The organism is Pedobacter alluvionis (genome assembly GCF_003664035.1).
Taxonomy (GTDB): domain Bacteria; phylum Bacteroidota; class Bacteroidia; order Sphingobacteriales; family Sphingobacteriaceae; genus Pedobacter; species Pedobacter alluvionis.
Map to the genome: position 1 here is coordinate 660753 of NZ_RCCK01000010.1, position 19462 is coordinate 680214.

Consider the following 19462-nt stretch of genomic DNA (forward strand, 5'->3'; position numbering starts at 1 on the left):
GGAGAGCAGGGCTGAATAACGCTAAACGCTTCTGTACCTGATTTCCAAAAAAAGATAGCCAAGTTAAAAATATGTATTTTCTGTACAAGTTAATTATAGGAGTTAATTGTTTGCAAGGTTTAAAAAGAGTCCATTATGCACCATAATTAGCTTATTCGTCTATAGTTGTAAGAAAAATAGAAAAAAACTTTCTCCGTTAATTTCAAGGTTTAAAATTAACCGATAAACTAATTGAACCGAATACCATTTCATTCTGTAATTGCACAAATATTTAATGGTAACTAACTATCAAATAATTGTTTATAATTGCCTCAACTAACTATAAAATATAAATTTAATGAGCGTAAGCTTCGATTTTTCAGAAACAGAAACTCAGCAGAATGTAAAGGCCATGGTCCGCGATTTTGCAGAGAAAAACATTCGTCCACATATAATGGAATGGGATGAGGCACAGCATTTTCCTGTCGAATTGTTTAAACAGCTCGGAGAATTAGGCTTAATGGGCGTTTTGGTTCCGGAAGAATATGGAGGCTCCGGATTAGGCTATCAGGAATATGTTGATGTGATTGTAGAAGTGGCGCGGGTTTGCGGTTCAATCGGCTTATCATTAGCCGCTCATAACTCTTTATGTACCGGCCATATTTTGGCCTTTGCAACTGAAGAACAGAAACAAAGATGGTTACCGAAGCTGGCAACAGCCGAATGGATTGGTGCCTGGGGTTTAACAGAAGCAAACACAGGTTCGGATGCCTTAAGAATGATGACCACTGCTGTTGAAGATGGCGACGATTACATTATAAATGGTGCAAAAAACTGGATTACCCATGGCAAAAGCGGAGATGTTGCGGTTGTGATGGTAAGAACAGGGGAGCAGGGAAGTTCGAAAGGGATTTCGGCCATTGTGGTAGAACGCGGTACACCAGGTTTTACTGCAGGGAAAAAAGAAAATAAACTAGGCATGCGCGCATCAGAAACCACAGAAATGATTTTTGATAATTGCCGCGTACCGAAAGCCAATTTATTGGGCAATGTTGGTGAAGGTTTTAAGCAGGCGATGAAAGTTTTAGATGGTGGACGAATTTCTATTGCCGCATTGGCTTTAGGAATTGCAAAAGGTGCTTTTGATGCAGCAGTAGCCTATTCGAAACAACGGCAGCAGTTTGGACAGCCCATCGCCAGCTTTCAGGCCATTAGTTTTAAACTCGCTGATATGGCTACAGAGATTGAAGCAGCAGAATTATTGATCCGCCAGGCAGCAGATTTAAAGAACAGGCATTTACCTATGACAAAAGAATCGGCCATGGCGAAATATTTTGCCTCAGAGGTTTCGGTAAGGGTAGCAACCGAAGCGGTTCAAATATTTGGGGGTTATGGTTATACCAAAGACTTTCCGGTTGAGAAATTTTATCGCGACAGCAAGTTGTGCACAATAGGCGAGGGAACATCGGAAATACAAAAGATTGTAATTGCCAGAGAAATATTAGCCTAAGCTTAAAGACTAAAGCCGAAAGCTTGGTCAACGAAGAAACAACAAACCAAATATATTATGAGTAATCCGGATGGTTTAACTACCTCCGGATTTTTTGTTTTAAAATTTTCAAAACCAACTTTCAATTGTCGGTGTTTTGACTAAAGACTAAAGACTAAAGACTAAAGACTAAAGACTAAAGACTAAAGTAGTTTGGCGTTTGGCGTCAGTTAACCGATTTAAACAATTAATTGATTAGAGATACTAACTAATTAACTAAAGCTATGGCAAAGTATTCAGAAAAAGCTGGTGAGAAAGTAGAAAAAACCATGCACGAAATGAAAGAAGGTAAGCTAAAGAGCGGATCAGGTAAAAAAGTGACATCCAAAAAGCAGGCAATTGCTATTGGGCTATCTGAAGCCAAAAAAGCAGGGGCAAAGGTGCCTAAGAAAGATTAAAAACTTAAAGACTAAAGACCGAAGCAAATAGGTTTGGTGCGTAAACTATCTTCCCAGCGCTTTAGTCTTTGGGCTTTTCGCTCTAGCTTATTGCGGTATATCTTTCGAAGTTAAAATGCTGTCGACCACATAAACGCTAAATCCCCGCCATGGTAGGGAATGTTTATATTCTTTGTAGTGTAATTCGAAAAATTTACCACTGTTGGCCATCATTTTTTCAGCAATTTCCTGGTTAGCGATAGAGAATTCGAATTCGTTGTTCTGTAGTGTTCCTGTTTGTCGGGATTTTATTCCGCTCTGAATTAATTTGCCTTCATAGGTTTTAAATACGTAGCCTTTTTTTACTACATAGTTTAACTCTCCTGCTTTAACACCTTCACCAAAAACAAAGAAATAACGGTAGTAACAAATTGCGATTAATGCGATAACAACTATAACTGCGATAATTGAACCTACTTTTTTGCCTGTTGTCATATATGATTTTATATATAAATGTAGCTAAACAACACATAAGTTCTACTAATGATTTAAATAAAAATTCTTTTTATAAATCTTTCTATTTTTCAATATTTTGCTTACATTTGCAGCCCCGATAACACGGGAAATTTAAAAACCACGAGAGGAGGTATTTCAGCGTTATGATCATTATCAACATTAAAGACGGCGAATCATTAGATAAAGCCCTTAAACGTTTCAAGAAAAAGTTTGAAAAAACTGGTGTATTGAGAGAACTACGTAGTCGCCAAGCATACGAGAAAAAATCCGTTGCTCGCCGTACTGAAATTAAACATGCTGTTTACATTCAGAACATGAATCTAGATACAACTTCTTAGTTGTTCACGATATAAATACAAAAAGTCCTTCCGATGTTAAATTGGAAGGACTTTTCTTTTTTTAAAGAAATCAAAAACATTTCAATAAACAATTAATTAATGATTTCTTTATATCAAAACTATTTGTAACTTCATATCAATGCCCCGCAAAAAGATATTGAATGCTGCTAAAAAGTTTTATCACCTATTTAACTCACGAGAAGCGCTATTCTCCGCATACCATTACCTCTTATCAGGTAGATTTAGATCAGTTTGAAGTATTTATTAAGGCATTAGAACTGGATTTTCCTGAAGTAAAACATACTCACCTGCGCAGTTACCTGGTTGAGTTAATGGAAAAGAAAAATTCAGAAAATACCATTAACAGAAAAATATCTGCTTTACGAAGCTTTTATAAATTTTTACATCGAACCGGAGCGATTGATCAAAACCCTGCTGTTTTAATTAAGGCGCCAAAAATACCTAAAAGGCTGCCCGTATTTATAGATGCGCAGAAAATGGATCATTTGCTGGATTCTGAGCAATATTTCGATGAAAGTTTTCCTTCCCTTCGCGACCATCTGGTCATCGAACTGCTTTTTGGAACTGGTATCCGTTTAGCTGAACTGTTGCAATTAAAAGATACTGATATTGATATGTATTCAGGAACGATAAAGGTGCTGGGTAAAAGGAATAAAGAAAGAATTATTCCAGTAAATAAACAGCTTATCAATCAGGTAAATACGTATATTGACCTAAAAAAGTTGCAAAACTTTAATAACAATTTGCTTATATTAATCGTTACCAATACAGGTGCAGCGGCATATCCGAAATTAATATACCGTATTGTTACCTCATACCTAAACCATGTATCAACCAATGAAAAGAAAAGTCCCCACGTGCTGCGGCATAGCTATGCCACTAGCCTGTTAAATGCAGGAGCAGATTTAAATGCGATTAAAGAACTTTTGGGCCATGCCAGTTTAGCAGCAACCCAGGTTTACACCCACAATTCGATCGAAAGATTAAAAACAATTTATAAACAAGCCCATCCAAAGGCGTAAAAAAAGGAGGAAAAATGAAAATCGGAGTTCAATCAATCCACTTCAGTGCAGACAGTAAGTTGTTAGATTTTATACAAAAAAAAGCAAATAAGCTTGATCAGTTTTTCGACCAGATCATTAGCGGAGAAGTGTATTTAAAGTTAGAGAACGTAGAGGATGAGGCTAATAAAATTAGTGAGATAAAACTAATTGTACCCGGAGGTACCCTCTTCGCTAAAGAACAATGTAAATCATTTGAGGAAGCCACAGATCTGGCAATCGAATCGTTAAGAAAGCAGATTACGAAACATAAAGATAAAACACGTGCAAAATTAAGTGAGCATAAAGCAATTTTAAGTGAGAGCGAAGCCGCTGACTATTAGCAAAGCACAAAAAAAATATAATGCAAATGGGCGGTACAGTTAAATGTGCCGCCTTTTTTGTTTTGGTGATAACTTTCCTGGTTACCGTCAATCGATGAAAAATTGAAAAGATAATTCCCTTTGGCGGCGTCATCTCGAGCGGAGTGTAACGGAGCCGAGAGATCTATCTTGAGAATACTTTTTATTTAGATCTCTCCGTTTCGCTGCGCTTCAGTCGAGATGACGACTTTCTTTATGTCAGTTTCTTCAAATAATTTAAAGAAATTGGGAGCTATTCGTACAATTTCTATAAACCAATTTTAATTTTCTAAGCAATTCTCCGTGAAAAAATCGGCCTCATGATATAAATTTTAAATTTATTGAGATTAATCCATTTGTTATTTTCTGTTAATTATTGTGATTATAGATCGTAATCATGTTTATAAGGACAATAAGCAAAAAAAAATATTCGATTTTAAGAGATTGATTATTAAGCTCCTTCAGGTGTATGATGAACACTAACTAAAATAACTTCATTATTTTTTTCAAATTTATTTTGAAGTGAAATATAAGTGTGTATATTTGCATTCCCTTTCGGAAACGGTGTTACGCTAAGAAGAAAAGGGTTGTTCTTTAAAAAGATAAAAGTTTTAAAAAAACACGTTAATAGTATGAAAAATGAAGATTTTTCGTATCATTGCACAAAATTTAAAGCCTCCTTAGCTCAGCTGGTAGAGCAACTGACTTGTAATCAGTAGGTCATTGGTTCGATTCCGATAGGAGGCTCTTTTTATTTTAAAGTGTTAACATTTTGAAGTAAAAAATGGGGAGATTCCAGAGCGGCCAAATGGGACAGACTGTAACTCTGTTATCGCAAGATTTCGAAGGTTCGAATCCTTCTCTCCCCACACTTTAAATGAATGACCAAATGTTTTAATGATGGAATAATTCTCTCATTCTTTCATTCAATCAATCACTGATTTTTAAAAGCGGAAGTAGCTCAGTTGGTAGAGCGATAGCCTTCCAAGCTATAGGTCGCGAGTTCGAACCTCGTCTTCCGCTCCAATAAAAATTAGAAAGTGGGCAGTTATTGGTAACAGTTTTGATATAGTTAAAACTAAAGGCTGGAACTGGAAACTAAAAAGCCGACTTAGCTCAGCGGTAGAGCACTTCCTTGGTAAGGAAGAGGTCATGGGTTCAATTCCCATAGTTGGCTCAGGATAATAAAGCTTTGTTAAATCTGTTTAATATGCAGGGTAGACAAGGTTTTTTGTGTTGCATTGCATCAAAACAATAAATAAAAATTAATAAAAAGTTAACCTACTAATTAGTTATAAATAAAATGGCAAAAGAAAAATTTGACCGTAGTAAACCGCACTTAAACATCGGTACAATCGGTCACGTCGATCACGGTAAAACAACTTTAACAGCAGCTATTACAAAAGTTTTAGCTGATGCAGGTTTATCTGAGGCACGTTCATTCGATTCAATTGACTCTGCTCCAGAGGAAAAAGAAAGAGGTATTACTATTAATACTGCGCACGTTGAGTATTCAACTGCAAACCGTCACTACGCACACGTAGATTGTCCAGGTCACGCGGATTATGTTAAAAACATGGTTACAGGTGCGGCTCAAATGGATGGTGCTATTATCGTTGTTGCTGCTACTGATGGTCCAATGCCACAAACTCGTGAGCACATCTTATTGGCTCGTCAGGTTGGTGTACCTTCATTGGTTGTATTCATGAACAAAGTGGATATGGTTGATGATCCTGAATTATTAGAATTAGTAGAAATGGAAGTTCGTGAATTATTATCGTTCTACGATTTCCCTGGTGATGATATTCCTGTTATTCAAGGTTCTGCTTTAGGTGGTTTGAACGGAGATGCTAAATGGGTAGCAAAAATTATGGAATTAATGGATGCTGTTGATAGCTACATTCCAATTCCTCCACGTTTAACTGAGCTTCCATTCTTGATGCCTGTTGAAGATGTATTCTCGATCACTGGTCGTGGTACTGTAGCAACTGGTCGTATTGAGCGTGGTGTAATCAACTCTGGAGATCCGGTTGAAATCTTAGGTATGGGTGCTGAGAACTTAAAATCTACAGTTACTGGTGTTGAGATGTTCCGTAAGATCTTAGATTATGGTGAAGCTGGTGATAACGTAGGTTTATTGTTACGTGGTATTGAGAAAACTGATATCCGTCGTGGTATGGTAATCTGTAAACCAGGTTCAGTAACTCCTCACACTGATTTCAAAGCTGAGATCTATGTATTATCAAAAGCAGAAGGTGGTCGTCACACTCCATTCTTCAACAAATACCGTCCTCAATTCTATTTCCGTACTACAGATGTTACTGGTGAGATTTCACTAGCTGAAGGTACTGAGATGGTAATGCCAGGTGATAACGTTACCATCACTGTAAAGTTGATCAACGCTATCGCAATGGAAAAAGGTCTACGTTTCGCTATCCGTGAAGGTGGTAGAACAGTAGGTGCTGGTCAGGTAACTGAAATTTTAAAATAAAACCCAAAACCCCTTAATGGGGCTTCAGGTAAATAACTGAAAGCAAAGTGTTAGAGTTCACTTAAGCACTTTGCTTTCTAAATACGGGAATAGTTCAACGGTAGAATAGAGGTCTCCAAAACCTTTGATCAGGGTTCGAATCCTTGTTCCCGTGCTCAAAACAATGGTTGAGTAATTGAATGAGTGAATGATTGCATTTGAAAGTTTACTTTCGGATATTATCATTCACTCATTTACTCATTCAGTCATTCAATAAATTAAATATGGCTAAAGTAGTTGAGTTTATAAAAGAATCGTACGATGAAATGACCCAGAAGGTTACATGGCCAACCTGGGGAGAACTGCAAAGTTCTGCAATTCTTGTATTGGTAGCTTCTTTAATTATTGCATTGGTTATTTTTGCAATGGATAAAGGTTCTACATTTGTGTTAGATACTTTTTATAAATCACTTTCTAATTAATATTTACTAATGAGCGATCTAAAGTGGTACGTTGTAAGGGCTGTTAGCGGTAAAGAAAAGAAAGTAAAGCAGTACATTGATGCTGAGATCAGCCGTTTAGGTTTCTCTCATTTGGTTCCACAGGTATTAATCCCGATGGAAAAATACTACCAGATGAAAGATGGAAAAAAAATTGCCAAAGAGCGTAACTTTTATCCTGGTTATGTTTTAATCGAAGCTACTCTTGATGGTGAGCTAGAGCACATCATTAAAGGAATTAATAGCGTTATTGGTTTCTTAGGTGATAAAGCCGGTAATCCAATTCCAATGCGCCAGGCAGAAGTGAACCGTATTTTAGGTGTGGTTGATGAAATGAGCGAACAGGGTGAAACCATGAATGTGCCTTACTATGTTGGCGAAGGTATTAAAGTTATGGACGGACCTTTCAATGGTTTTTCAGGTATTATCGAAGAGGTAAACGAAGAGAAGAAAAAACTGAAAGTAATGGTTAAAATCTTTGGTCGTAAAACACCGCTTGAGCTTAACTACATGCAAGTAGAAAAAGAGTAATAAATGATTTAAAATATTAGAAGGCTTCAGGATTTATTTTCTGAAGCCTTTTTTGTTTTAGATCGATTTTAATTTATTAACCCTAGTGGTTTTAGTTTATCTTTAATATTAATAATAAAGGCTTATTCTTCGTATTCAGAAAGGAAATATTTTACGATAAGCCCATTTACTTGAAGGATTCCAAGATAAACTATACTGTTGAAACACGTTATTATTTGCATGGTAAATGGTAATAAGTTGATAAAAAGTATATCGAAGCCTAAGAGATCAGCAATAATATCCTATAGTGAAATAGAGAAAAGTTTAAAACAATTATTAGGTATATTAAATGGGAAATAGGGTTTAGCTCAAATTAATGTCTGCTGGTTAATTGATCCGGTAAATTTTAACACATTAGATATAATAAAAAATATATTTCTCTATATCTATTGTGTATCTATAAGATTATCCATATCTTTGCAGTCCTTTAAGCTTTATAGGAGCGCTAAGGAATTAAATGTTACATGCTTCCAATATTTAACATTGAGTTTTAAATAAACAAAAAACACAAAATGGCAAAAGAAGTCAGTGCAATGATCAAATTACAGATCAAAGGCGGAGCGGCAAATCCATCGCCACCAGTAGGACCTGCATTAGGTGCTAAAGGGGTGAACATTATGGAGTTTTGCAAACAGTACAACGCTCGTACCCAAGATAAAGCAGGTAAAGTATTGCCAGTTGTAATTACTGTTTATGCTGATAAGTCATTCGATTTCATCATCAAAACCCCTCCGGTAGCTATTCAGTTAAAAGATGCTACTAAATTACAGAGTGGTTCTGCTGAGCCTAACCGTAAAAAAGTTGGGTCGGTGACCTGGGACCAGATTAAAGTTATTGCTGAGGATAAAATGCCTGATTTAAATGCATTTACAATCGAATCTGCAATGAGTATGGTTGCTGGAACAGCACGCAGTATGGGAATCACCGTTTCTGGTGACGCACCCTGGAACAATTAATTAAAAAACAGTTTACAACAGTGGCGAAATTAACTAAAAATCAAAAAAAGGCACACGCTAAAATAGAAGCTGGTAAAGCTTATACTTTACAGGCTGCTGCTGCTTTGGTAAAAGAAATCACTACCACTAAGTTTGATGCATCAGTTGATATTGATGTGTCTCTAGGTGTAGATCCGCGTAAAGCGAATCAGATGGTACGTGGTATTGCTACTTTACCACACGGAACAGGTAAAACTGTACGTGTTTTGGCTCTAGTAACTCCTGATAAGGAAGAAGAAGCAAAAGCAGCTGGCGCAGACTTCGTAGGTTTAGACGAATATGTGGCTAAAATTGAAGGTGGTTGGACCGATGTAGACATTATTATCACAACACCAGCTTGTATGGCTAAGGTAGGTAAATTAGGCCGTGTTTTAGGCCCAAGGAACTTAATGCCTAACCCAAAATCTGGTACAGTAACTAACGATGTTGGTAAAGCTGTAACAGAGGTTAAAGCAGGTAAAATTGATTTTAAAGTAGACAAAACGGGTATCATACACGCCTCGATAGGAAAAGTATCATTCCCAGCAGACAAAATTTATGAGAATGCACTTGAAATTATTCAAGTAATTTCTAAATTAAAACCATCTGCTGCAAAAGGAACTTATTTTAAGAGCATTCACGTGTCTTCTACAATGAGTCCTGGAATTGCAATTGAAACAAAATCAGTAGCGGGGATTTAATCATGAACAGAGAAGAAAAAAACGAAGTAGTTTTAGAACTACAAGGACAAATGCAAGAGTATGGTAATTTCTATATTGCTGATACTTCTAGCCTTTCTGTTGAGCAGATTAATAACATCCGCCGCAAATGTTTTGAAGGTGATATCATCATGAAGGTAGCTAAAAACTCTTTAATCCGCAAAGCGATTGAAGGTTTAGATGGCGATGCTTCTGAGATATACGAAGCCCTTAAAGGTTCGTCATCATTATTATTCTCAAAAACAGCAAACGCTCCGGCTAAGTTGATTAAAGCTTTGAGAAGAACATCTGATAAACCATTGCTTAAAGCAGCATTTATAGATTCATCAGTATACGTTGGCGATGACCAATTGAATAACTTAGTAAGCTTAAAATCGAGAGAAGAGCTTATTGGCGATATCATTGGATTATTACAATCACCAGCTAAGAATGTTATATCTGCGCTTAAATCAAGCGGAGGCAAAATTGCAGGAATTGTTAAAACTCTTCAGGAAAGAGAAGGTTAACGAACACCTTAAGTTCGCAATAAAACAAAATTATTTTTACGTAAATTTTTAAAATCTTAATAAAATGGCAGATTTAAAATCGTTTGCTGAGCAATTAGTAAACTTAACCGTTAAAGAAGTTAACGAATTAGCTCAAATCTTAAAAGACGAGTATGGTATCGAGCCTGCAGCTGCTGCTGTAGTTGCTGGTCCTGCTGCTGGTGGTGATGCACCTGCTGCTGCTGCAGAAAAAACATCATTTGATGTTATCTTAAAAGAAGCTGGTGGCGCTAAATTAGCAGTTGTGAAACTTGTTAAAGACTTAACTGGCCTTGGTTTGAAAGAAGCAAAAGACTTAGTTGACGGAGCACCAAAAGAATTAAAAGCTGGTGTTACTAAAGACGAAGCAGAAGCTCTTAAAAAACAATTAGAAGAAGCTGGAGCAGTAGTTGAGATTAAGTAATCACTTAACTTAGCTAAGCTAAAAATGTATCAGACACCGACTGAAAATGTCGGTGTCTTTACCTGTTTATAAACATCTCATTTTGTTTGGTTAATGAGCATGGTTAGAACGAAACCAAACAAATAGTTTATTCTTAAACTAAAATCTTTTAGTCCATTGGCAAAGACAGTCGAACAAAGAGTAAATTTTGCAACTAGTAAGCACATTATAGACTATCCGGATTTTCTGGATGTGCAATTGCAATCATTCAGAGAATTTTTCCAGATAGATACCACATCAGACGATCGCTCTAGCGAAGGTTTGTTTAAAGTGTTTGCTGAAAACTTTCCAATAACAGATTCAAGAAATATCTTCGTATTAGAGTTTCTTGATTATTTTGTTGATCCACCACGTTACGATATACACGAGTGTATTGAGCGTGGATTAACCTACAATGTTCCATTAAAAGCAAAGCTGAAGCTTTCTTGTAATGATGTAGAACATGAAGATTTTGAAACTATTATCCAGGATGTGTACTTAGGTACGATCCCGTATATGACACCAAAAGGTACGTTTGTTATCAACGGTGCAGAACGTGTTATCGTTTCGCAATTACACCGTTCTCCAGGTGTGTTCTTCGGTCAAAGCCGTCACACAAATGGAACCAAATTGTATTCTGCACGTGTTATTCCTTTCAAAGGTTCATGGATCGAGTTCGCTACAGACGTTAATAACGTGATGTATGCGTATATCGATCGTAAGAAAAAATTCCCGGTTACCACTTTATTACGTGCTATCGGTTACGATTCTGATAAAGATATCTTGGAACTTTTCGATCTTGCTGACGAAGTAAAAGTTAGTAAATCAGGTTTAAAGAAATACATCGGTCGTAAACTGGCTGCAAGAGTATTGAAAAAATGGGTTGAAGATTTTGTTGATGAAGATACCGGTGAGGTAGTTTCTATCGACCGTAATGAAGTGATTCTTGAAAGAGAAACCGTTTTAGAAGACGAACACATTGATATGGTTATCGAAGCTGGCGTAAAAAGCATCATCTTATCTAAAGAAGATGGCGCAAGTCAGGCAGATTATACCATTATATATAATACATTACAGAAAGATACATCAAACTCAGAAAAAGAAGCTGTAGAAAACATCTATCGTGCTTTGCGTAACGCAGAACCACCTGATGAGGAAACAGCCCGTGGTATCATTGATCGTTTATTCTTCTCGGATAAACGTTACGATTTAGGAGATGTTGGTCGTTACCGTATCAACCGTAAATTAAAAATGAATACTCCTGATGAGGTTAAGGTATTAACAAAAGCAGATATTATTGCAATTGTGAAATACCTGATCAAATTGATCAACTCAAAAGAAGAGGTGGATGATATCGATCACTTGTCTAACCGTCGTGTACGTACGGTAGGTGAGCAATTGTACGCACAATTTGGTGTTGGTTTAGCCCGTATGGCCAGAACAATCCGTGAGCGTATGAATATTCGCGATAACGAGGTGTTTACACCAACTGATTTGATTAACGCCCGTACGTTATCATCAGTGATCAACTCTTTCTTTGGTACTAACCAGTTATCTCAGTTCATGGATCAAACGAATCCATTGGCAGAGATCACTCACAAACGCCGTTTATCGGCTTTAGGTCCAGGTGGTTTATCACGTGAGCGTGCCGGTTTCGAGGTACGTGACGTTCACTATACTCACTATGGTCGTTTATGTACTATTGAAACTCCAGAGGGACCAAACATTGGTTTGATTTCATCACTTTGTGTGCATGCAAAAATCAACAATTTAGGTTTCATTGAAACACCATACAAACGTGTTGAAGATGGTAAAGTAGTTGTAGATTCAGATGTTATTTATTTATCTGCAGAAGATGAGGATGGTAAAACCATCGCTCAGGCCAATGCAGAGTATGATGATAAAGGTAACTTTACCACACCACGTGTTAAAGCGCGTTATGAGGGTGACTTCCCGATTATTGAGCCTGAGAAATTAGACTTAATGGACGTTGCGCCTAACCAGATTACTTCAATCGCTGCTTCGTTAATTCCTTTCTTGGAACATGATGATGCGAACAGGGCTTTGATGGGATCGAACATGCAACGTCAGGCCGTACCATTGTTACGTCCTGAAGCACCAATTGTAGGTACAGGTTTAGAAGGTCGCGTTGCACGTGACTCAAGAACTTTGATCAACGCAGAGGGTGACGGTGTTGTAGAGTATGTTGATGCTAACGAAATTACCATTAAATATGAGCGTAACGAGGATGATCGTTTAGTCTCATTTGAAGGTGATAGCAAAACTTACCGTTTAATTAAATTCAAAAAAACCAACCAGAATACTTGTATCAACTTAAAACCAATCGTTAAGAAAGGTCAGAAAGTTACTAAAGGACAAGTGCTTTGCGAAGGTTATGCAACTGAAAATGGCGAATTGGCATTAGGTAGAAACTTAAAAGTGGCATTCATGCCTTGGCAAGGTTTCAACTTTGAGGATGCGATTGTAATTAACGAGCGTATTGTTCGTGATGACGTTTTCACTTCATTGCATATTGAAGAGTTTGAATTAGAAGTACGTGATACTAAACGTGGAGAAGAGGAATTAACACCAGATATCCCGAACGTTTCTGAAGAGGCTACTAAAGACCTTGATGAAAACGGTATTATCCGTATTGGTGCTGATGTAAAAGAAGGTGATATTTTAATTGGTAAGATCACTCCAAAAGGAGAATCTGATCCTTCACCGGAAGAGAAATTACTACGTGCAATTTTTGGTGATAAAGCAGGTGATGTTAAAGATGCGTCTTTAAAAACTCCTCCTTCAATCCAGGGTGTGGTAATTGATACTAAATTATTCAGCCGTGCTAAGAAAACTACAAAAGCTGAAGAGAAATCAGCAATTGAAAAATTAGACAAAGGATATAATAATATCACTGAGAAATTAAAAGCAGAATTAGTTGACAAATTATTCACCATCGTAAACGGAAAAACATCTCAGGGTGTATTTAACATTTACAAAGAATTATTAGTTGCTAAAGGCGCTAAATTTACTCAGAAAATTTTAGCTGAGCTTGATTATAATCACATTAGCCCTAACAAATGGACTACTGATGATGATAAAAACGAGATGATTAAAATGTTGCTTCACAACTACGGTATCCGTGTTAACGAAGAACTTGGTGCTTACAAACGCGATAAATTCGCGATCAGTGTAGGTGATGAGCTTCCTTCAGGAATCGTACAGATGGCAAAAGTTTATGTAGCTAAAAAACGTAAATTAAAAGTAGGTGATAAAATGGCGGGTCGCCACGGTAACAAAGGTATTGTTGCACGTATTGTACGTGATGAAGATATGCCTTTCTTAGCTGATGGTACTCCGGTTGATATCGTGTTGAACCCACTGGGTGTACCTTCGCGTATGAACCTTGGTCAGATCTACGAAACTATTTTAGCTTGGGCAGGCCAAGAATTAGGTGTTAAATTTGCAACACCGATTTTTGATGGAGCTACCCACCAAGAAGTAGAAGAATGGATCGCTAAAGCAGGAGTTCCTGCTTCAGGAAAAACCTACTTATACAATGGTTTAACAGGCGAGCGCTTCGATCAGACTACAACTGTAGGTATTATCTACATGTTGAAATTAGGTCACATGGTTGATGATAAGATGCACGCCCGTTCAATCGGACCATACTCATTAATTACACAACAACCATTGGGTGGTAAAGCCCAGTTCGGTGGTCAGCGTTTTGGTGAGATGGAGGTTTGGGCATTAGAGGCATTCGGTGCAGCTAATATTCTTCAGGAGATCTTAACCGTTAAATCGGATGATGTAATCGGAAGAGCCAAAACTTACGAAGCCATTGTTAAAGGTGAAAACCTACCAACGCCAGGTGTACCAGAATCGTTCAACGTATTGGTACATGAGTTACGCGGATTAGGTTTAGATATTACGTTAGACTAAGTATTAAGTATAAAGTATCGGGTATTAAGAGGGTTAATTCAATCTCGATACCTGATACTAAGTACTTGCTACTAAAAACAAAAAGATATGTCTTACAAAAAGGATAATAAATTAAAAAGCAATTTCACATCAATCACGATTAGCTTATCGTCTCCAGAAATTATTCTGGAACGCTCAAGCGGTGAGGTGTTGAAACCAGAAACCATTAACTACCGTACTTACAAACCTGAGCGTGATGGTTTGTTCTGTGAGCGTATTTTTGGTCCGGTAAAAGATTACGAATGTCATTGCGGTAAATACAAACGTATCCGTTATAAAGGTATTGTTTGCGATCGTTGTGGTGTTGAAGTAACGGAGAAAAAAGTACGTCGTGAGCGTATGGGACACATTGCTTTAGTGGTTCCTGTTGCACACATCTGGTACTTCCGCTCTTTACCAAACAAAATCGGTTATTTATTAGGTTTACCTACTAAAAAATTAGATTTAATTATCTATTACGAGCGTTACGTAGTTATTCAATCAGGCTTAATGGCTGAAGAAGGTATCAACTATATGGACTTCTTAACGGAAGAAGAATATTTAGATATCTTAGATAAATTACCTAAAGAAAACCAATACTTAGATGATAAAGATCCTAATAAATTCATCGCCAAAATGGGTGCTGAAGCATTAGAAGATTTATTAAAACGTATTGATTTAGATACTTTATCTTATGATTTACGTCACCAGGCAGCTAACGAAACTTCTCAGCAACGTAAAAATGAGGCTTTAAAACGTCTTCAGGTTGTTGAAGCTTTCCGTGGTGCTAATACACGTATTGAGAATCGCCCTGAGTGGATGATTGTTAAAATCGTTCCGGTTATTCCACCAGAATTACGTCCGTTAGTGCCATTAGAAGGTGGTCGTTTCGCTACTTCCGATTTAAATGATTTATACCGTCGTGTAATTATCCGTAACAACCGTTTAAAACGTTTGATCGAGATTAAAGCACCAGAGGTAATTTTACGTAACGAGAAACGTATGTTGCAGGAAGCTGTAGATTCGTTATTCGATAACTCACGTAAAGTTAACGCGGTAAAAACTGAAGGTAACCGTGCTTTGAAATCACTTTCAGATATTCTGAAAGGTAAACAAGGTCGTTTCCGTCAGAATTTATTAGGTAAACGTGTGGATTATTCAGCTCGTTCGGTAATTGTTGTAGGGCCTAGCCTTAAATTACACGAATGCGGTATTCCTAAAGATATGGCTGCTGAGCTTTACAAACCGTTCATTATTCGTAAGATGATTGAGCGTGGTGTAGTAAAAACAGTTAAATCTGCTAAGAAAATCGTTGATAGAAAAGATCCGTTAGTTTGGGATATCTTAGAAAATGTATTAAAAGGTCACCCGGTATTATTAAACCGTGCACCTACACTACACAGACTAGGTATTCAGGCTTTCCAGCCAAAATTAATTGAAGGAAAAGCAATCCAGTTACACCCATTAGTGTGTACTGCATTCAACGCCGATTTTGATGGTGACCAGATGGCTGTCCACTTACCGTTAGGTAACGCAGCAATTTTGGAAGCCCAGGTATTGATGTTGGCTGCACATAACATCTTAAACCCTGCAAACGGTACCCCAATTACAGTACCATCTCAGGATATGGTTTTGGGTCTTTATTATATTACTAAAGGCCGTAGAACAGATGAAACAAGGGTTGTAAAAGGACAGGATTCTAATTTCTATTCTCCGGAAGAAGTTATTATTGCTTATAACGAGAAAGAATTAGACTTGCATGCATTTATCAAAGTAAGGGTAAATGTGAAGCAAAATGATGGATCGATCGTTAATAAATTAACTGAAACAACCGTTGGTAGAGTATTATTCAACCAAATGGTTCCTGAAGAAGTTGGTTATATCAATGAGTTATTAACTAAAAAATCGTTAAGAGATATTATCGGTGAGGTAGTTAAAATGACGGGTATGGCACGTGCTTCTCAGTTCTTAGATGATATCAAAGAATTAGGATTCCGTATGGCATTCCAGGGAGGTTTATCGTTCAACTTACAAGACGTAAACATTCCGGTAGAAAAACATACTTTACTAGAACAGGCAGCTGCAGAAGTTGAAGAGGTAAGAAACAACTATAACATGGGTTTCATTACCAACAACGAACGTTACAACCAGATTATCGATATCTGGACCCGTATCAACAACAGGTTAACTACTTTCGTTATGACTCAGTTATCTTCAGATAACCAAGGTTTTAACTCAGTTTACATGATGCTTGATTCAGGTGCACGTGGATCTAAAGAGCAGATTCGTCAGCTTTGCGGAATGCGTGGTTTGATGGCAAAACCTCAAAAATCTGGTTCAGGTGGTGATATTATCGAAAACCCGATCTTATCAAACTTTAAAGAAGGTTTATCGGTATTAGAGTACTTTATCTCTACTCACGGTGCGCGTAAAGGTTTGGCGGATACGGCGTTAAAAACAGCTGATGCGGGTTACTTAACCCGTCGTTTACATGATGTTGCACAGGATATGATTGTTAACTCGGTTGATTGTGGTACTTTAAGAGGTATGTACACTACTGCGTTAAAAGATCAGGAAGATATTGTTGAGCCATTATACGACAGGATTTTAGGCCGTACTTCATTACATGATGTGTATAATCCTTTGGATAACACATTATTAGTAAGTGCAGGCGAAGATATCAACGAAGATGTTGCTAAATTGATCGAAGAGTCTCCATTAGAAGGTATCGAAATCCGTTCGGTATTAACTTGTGAGAACAAACGTGGTGTTTGCGCATTATGTTACGGTCGTAACTTAGCATCTGGTAAACGCGTTCAAAGAGGTGAGGCAGTTGGTGTAATTGCAGCACAATCAATCGGTGAGCCGGGTACACAGTTAACACTTCGTACTTTCCACGTGGGTGGTACTGCATCAAACATTGCTGCAGAATCAAACATCGTAGCTAAGTTTGATGGTGTAATCGAATTCGAAAATATCCGTACTGTTGATACACAAACAGAAGAAGGAACAGTTCAGGTGGTATTGGGTCGTTCAGGTGAGTTCAAAATTGTTGAGCCAGGAACCGGACGTATCATTGTAACCAACAATATTCCTTACGGTGCATTCTTGTTCGTAAAAGAAGGTGATAAACTTACTAAAGGTGATAAAATCTGTTCATGGGATCCGTACAACGCGGTTATTCTTTCAGAATTTGCCGGTAAAGCACAATTTGATGCCATTATTGAAGGTGTAACCTTCCGTGAAGAATCAGATGAGCAAACTGGTCACCGTGAAAAAGTAATTATCGATACACGTGATAAAACTAAAAACCCTTCAGTTCAGATCGTTGATAAGAAAGGTGAATTCATCAAAGGTTATAACATTCCGGTAGGTGCCCACGTTTCAGTTGATGAAGGTGAAGCAATCCAAACTGGTCAGATTATCGCTAAGATTCCTCGTGCAACTGGTAAAACCCGGGATATTACAGGTGGTTTACCTCGTGTAACGGAATTATTTGAAGCACGTAACCCATCTAACCCAGCTGTAGTAACTGAGATTGATGGTGTGGTAACTTTAGGTGGCGTTAAACGTGGTAACCGTGAAATCACAATCGAATCAAAAGATGGTGAAGTTAAAAAATACCTGGTTCCATTGTCTAAACACATCCTTGTACAGGATAATGACTTTGTGAAAGCAGGTATGCCTTTATCAGATGGTTCAATTTCTCCTGCCGATATCTTATCAATTAAAGGCCCTGCAGCGGTTCAGGAATACTTAGTAAATGGTATTCAAGAGGTTTACCGTTTACAAGGTGTGAAAATTAACGATAAGCACTTCGAGGTAATTGTTCACCAGATGATGCAGAAAGTTCACATTGAAGATCCGGGTGATACTATTTTCTTAGAAAACAATGCTGTTGACCGTTGGGATTTTGCTGACGAGAACGATGCCATGTACGACAAGAAAGTGGTTGAAGATGCAGGTGATTCGACAGAAATCAAACCAGGTCAGATTGTTTCATTACGTAAATTAAGAGACGAAAATTCTCAATTAAAACGTAAAGATTTAAAACAGATCACGGTTAGAGATGCAAGACCAGCAACTGCAAGTTCTATCTTACAAGGTATTACACGTGCGTCATTAGGTACTAAATCGTTCATTTCTGCGGCTTCGTTCCAGGAAACTACGAAAGTATTAAATGAGGCAGCTATTGCAGGTAAACGCGATAATATGTTAGGCTTGAAAGAAAACGTGATCGTTGGTCACTTAATCCCTTCAGGTACTGGTGTACGTGGTTACGAAAGAATCATCGTTGGTTCTCAGGAAGAATACGATAAATTATTAGCTTCGAAACAAGAAGAAGTAGAAGCTTAATAGCTAATCTTATTTAAATACTTTAAGTCCTCCCAAATGGGAGGACTTTTTTGTTTGGAATAGAATTTGTAGATTTAAATAAAAATTAGTAGCATGAGTGTTTCCGAAATACAACTCTTCCAGATATTAAAGGCGAAGTTAGGCGAGAATGAAGCAGAACAGCTGGTTTCATTTGTTAAAAATGAAGTGAAGGCCGAATTTGAGAACAAACGTGAAATTTTAGCCACAAAAGAAGACATTTCAGGTATGCAGAAAACAATCTATGTAGTTGGTTTGATTCAGTTTCTAGCTATTGTCGGCTCTGTAATTGGTATTGTAAATTTTATGATCAAATAATTTCCTTCCTCGTTTAATGAATCTTTTTATAAATCCGCTAATACACAGCGGATTTTTTTATTTTTGAGCTATTATGGAAGAACAACAAAACGAGAACCAATTAAATATAGAGTTATCTGAAGAAATTGCTGAAGGAATTTTTTCTAACCTGGCTATTATCACCCATTCAAATACCGAATTTGTATTAGATTTTATCCGCGTAATGCCGGGAATTCCGAAAGCAAAGGTAAAATCGAGGATTATTTTAACCCCAGAACATGCAAAACGCTTATTATCAGCGTTGGAAGATAATATTGAGAAGTTCGAGACGGTAAACGGCCGGATTAAAGCACAAGAGGAACCGCCTTTTCCAATGGGTTTTGGTGGGCCGACTGCCCAAGCTTAAAATGCTTGCAATTCTTACAAACAAATATTTGCTTACTATGTTAG

At 37.4% G+C, this 19462-nt stretch carries 17 protein-coding genes and 5 tRNA genes; 21 read left to right on the top strand and 1 reads right to left on the bottom strand.

All coding sequences use genetic code 11. The annotated features are described in order from the left end of the window. The first annotated feature begins 337 nt into the window (after window positions 1-337). Window positions 338-1489 (top strand): acyl-CoA dehydrogenase, encoded by a 1152-nt coding sequence (locus BCL90_RS02895; RefSeq protein ID WP_121282517.1) that lies wholly within the window; start codon window positions 338-340, stop codon window positions 1487-1489. A 263-nt stretch (window positions 1490-1752) separates the two neighbouring features. After that, on the top strand, window positions 1753-1926 hold the full coding sequence (locus BCL90_RS25565; protein ID WP_166792163.1) for a DUF6496 domain-containing protein: 174 nt from the start codon (window positions 1753-1755) through the stop codon (window positions 1924-1926). A gap of 87 nt (window positions 1927-2013) precedes the next feature. Here the strand turns inward: BCL90_RS25565 and BCL90_RS02900 are convergent, their stop codons facing one another. After that, window positions 2014-2400, bottom strand: a complete 387-nt coding sequence (locus BCL90_RS02900; RefSeq protein ID WP_121282519.1) for a hypothetical protein — start codon at window positions 2398-2400, stop codon at window positions 2014-2016. 164 nt (window positions 2401-2564) lie between these two features. On the opposite strand from BCL90_RS02900, the gene rpsU reads away from it, so the two are divergent. The 19 genes from rpsU to BCL90_RS02995 all read left to right on the top strand — a co-directional run bounded on the left by rpsU (window position 2565) and on the right by BCL90_RS02995 (window position 19418). Further along, a complete protein-coding gene (rpsU, locus tag BCL90_RS02905; protein WP_025143268.1) occupies window positions 2565-2759 on the top strand; it encodes a 30S ribosomal protein S21 in 195 nt (64 codons plus the stop codon). Between the two features lie 161 nt (window positions 2760-2920). After that, window positions 2921-3802, top strand: coding sequence for a tyrosine-type recombinase/integrase (locus tag BCL90_RS02910; protein WP_121282520.1), 882 nt, complete (start codon window positions 2921-2923; stop codon window positions 3800-3802). 14 nt (window positions 3803-3816) lie between these two features. Further along, on the top strand, window positions 3817-4164 hold the full coding sequence (hpf, locus tag BCL90_RS02915) for a ribosome hibernation-promoting factor, HPF/YfiA family (protein WP_025143266.1): 348 nt from the start codon (window positions 3817-3819) through the stop codon (window positions 4162-4164). A gap of 692 nt (window positions 4165-4856) precedes the next feature. After that, window positions 4857-4929 (top strand) — tRNA-Thr (locus tag BCL90_RS02920). A 39-nt stretch (window positions 4930-4968) separates the two neighbouring features. Continuing rightward, window positions 4969-5051 (top strand) — tRNA-Tyr (locus tag BCL90_RS02925). Between the two features lie 81 nt (window positions 5052-5132). Beyond that, window positions 5133-5208, top strand: a tRNA-Gly gene (locus tag BCL90_RS02930). A gap of 79 nt (window positions 5209-5287) precedes the next feature. Next, window positions 5288-5359: transfer RNA gene (locus tag BCL90_RS02935), tRNA-Thr, on the top strand. A gap of 126 nt (window positions 5360-5485) precedes the next feature. Then, entirely contained in the window at window positions 5486-6673 is a 1188-nt protein-coding gene (gene tuf, locus BCL90_RS02940; protein ID WP_029279334.1) for an elongation factor Tu, read from the top strand. An 83-nt stretch (window positions 6674-6756) separates the two neighbouring features. Then, window positions 6757-6827 (top strand) — tRNA-Trp (locus tag BCL90_RS02945). Window positions 6828-6936: 109 nt separating this feature from the next. Next, window positions 6937-7134 carry a preprotein translocase subunit SecE gene (gene secE, locus BCL90_RS02950; protein ID WP_029279332.1) on the top strand — a complete coding sequence of 66 codons (198 nt, stop codon included), beginning with the start codon at window positions 6937-6939 and terminating at the stop codon, window positions 7132-7134. Between the two features lie 9 nt (window positions 7135-7143). Then, window positions 7144-7683 (top strand): transcription termination/antitermination protein NusG, encoded by a 540-nt coding sequence (gene nusG, locus BCL90_RS02955; protein ID WP_025143263.1) that lies wholly within the window; start codon window positions 7144-7146, stop codon window positions 7681-7683. Window positions 7684-8234: 551 nt separating this feature from the next. Beyond that, entirely contained in the window at window positions 8235-8678 is a 444-nt protein-coding gene (rplK, locus tag BCL90_RS02960) for a 50S ribosomal protein L11 (RefSeq protein ID WP_010601094.1), read from the top strand. A 20-nt stretch (window positions 8679-8698) separates the two neighbouring features. Further along, window positions 8699-9397 carry a 50S ribosomal protein L1 gene (rplA, locus tag BCL90_RS02965; protein ID WP_029283242.1) on the top strand — a complete coding sequence of 233 codons (699 nt, stop codon included), beginning with the start codon at window positions 8699-8701 and terminating at the stop codon, window positions 9395-9397. 2 nt (window positions 9398-9399) lie between these two features. After that, window positions 9400-9921 carry a 50S ribosomal protein L10 gene (rplJ, locus tag BCL90_RS02970; protein WP_029279314.1) on the top strand — a complete coding sequence of 174 codons (522 nt, stop codon included), beginning with the start codon at window positions 9400-9402 and terminating at the stop codon, window positions 9919-9921. A 64-nt stretch (window positions 9922-9985) separates the two neighbouring features. After that, window positions 9986-10363 carry a 50S ribosomal protein L7/L12 gene (rplL, locus tag BCL90_RS02975; RefSeq protein WP_029279312.1) on the top strand — a complete coding sequence of 126 codons (378 nt, stop codon included), beginning with the start codon at window positions 9986-9988 and terminating at the stop codon, window positions 10361-10363. Window positions 10364-10519: 156 nt separating this feature from the next. Further along, window positions 10520-14323 carry a DNA-directed RNA polymerase subunit beta gene (gene rpoB, locus BCL90_RS02980; protein ID WP_121282522.1) on the top strand — a complete coding sequence of 1268 codons (3804 nt, stop codon included), beginning with the start codon at window positions 10520-10522 and terminating at the stop codon, window positions 14321-14323. An 87-nt stretch (window positions 14324-14410) separates the two neighbouring features. Continuing rightward, entirely contained in the window at window positions 14411-18697 is a 4287-nt protein-coding gene (rpoC, locus tag BCL90_RS02985) for a DNA-directed RNA polymerase subunit beta' (protein WP_121282524.1), read from the top strand. Between the two features lie 93 nt (window positions 18698-18790). Continuing rightward, complete coding sequence (locus tag BCL90_RS02990) at window positions 18791-19033, top strand: hypothetical protein (protein ID WP_121282526.1); 243 nt, start codon at window positions 18791-18793, stop codon at window positions 19031-19033. Window positions 19034-19106: 73 nt separating this feature from the next. Further along, a complete protein-coding gene (locus tag BCL90_RS02995; protein WP_121282527.1) occupies window positions 19107-19418 on the top strand; it encodes a DUF3467 domain-containing protein in 312 nt (103 codons plus the stop codon). Window positions 19419-19462 lie beyond the last annotated feature (44 nt).

Bases quoted from the DNA above. Each gene is read 5' to 3' on its own strand.
- BCL90_RS02895 (WP_121282517.1), top strand. From the start codon at position 338: ATGAGCGTAAGCTTCGATTTTTCAGAAACAGAAACTCAGCAGAATGTA.
- BCL90_RS25565 (WP_166792163.1), top strand. From the start codon at position 1,753: ATGGCAAAGTATTCAGAAAAAGCTGGTGAGAAAGTAGAAAAAACCATG.
- BCL90_RS02900 (WP_121282519.1), bottom strand. From the start codon at position 2,400: ATGACAACAGGCAAAAAAGTAGGTTCAATTATCGCAGTTATAGTTGTT.
- rpsU (WP_025143268.1), top strand. From the start codon at position 2,565: ATGATCATTATCAACATTAAAGACGGCGAATCATTAGATAAAGCCCTT.
- BCL90_RS02910 (WP_121282520.1), top strand. From the start codon at position 2,921: ATGCTGCTAAAAAGTTTTATCACCTATTTAACTCACGAGAAGCGCTAT.
- hpf (WP_025143266.1), top strand. From the start codon at position 3,817: ATGAAAATCGGAGTTCAATCAATCCACTTCAGTGCAGACAGTAAGTTG.
- tuf (WP_029279334.1), top strand. From the start codon at position 5,486: ATGGCAAAAGAAAAATTTGACCGTAGTAAACCGCACTTAAACATCGGT.
- secE (WP_029279332.1), top strand. From the start codon at position 6,937: ATGGCTAAAGTAGTTGAGTTTATAAAAGAATCGTACGATGAAATGACC.
- nusG (WP_025143263.1), top strand. From the start codon at position 7,144: ATGAGCGATCTAAAGTGGTACGTTGTAAGGGCTGTTAGCGGTAAAGAA.
- rplK (WP_010601094.1), top strand. From the start codon at position 8,235: ATGGCAAAAGAAGTCAGTGCAATGATCAAATTACAGATCAAAGGCGGA.
- rplJ (WP_029279314.1), top strand. From the start codon at position 9,400: ATGAACAGAGAAGAAAAAAACGAAGTAGTTTTAGAACTACAAGGACAA.
- rplL (WP_029279312.1), top strand. From the start codon at position 9,986: ATGGCAGATTTAAAATCGTTTGCTGAGCAATTAGTAAACTTAACCGTT.
- rpoC (WP_121282524.1), top strand. From the start codon at position 14,411: ATGTCTTACAAAAAGGATAATAAATTAAAAAGCAATTTCACATCAATC.
- BCL90_RS02990 (WP_121282526.1), top strand. From the start codon at position 18,791: ATGAGTGTTTCCGAAATACAACTCTTCCAGATATTAAAGGCGAAGTTA.
- BCL90_RS02995 (WP_121282527.1), top strand. From the start codon at position 19,107: ATGGAAGAACAACAAAACGAGAACCAATTAAATATAGAGTTATCTGAA.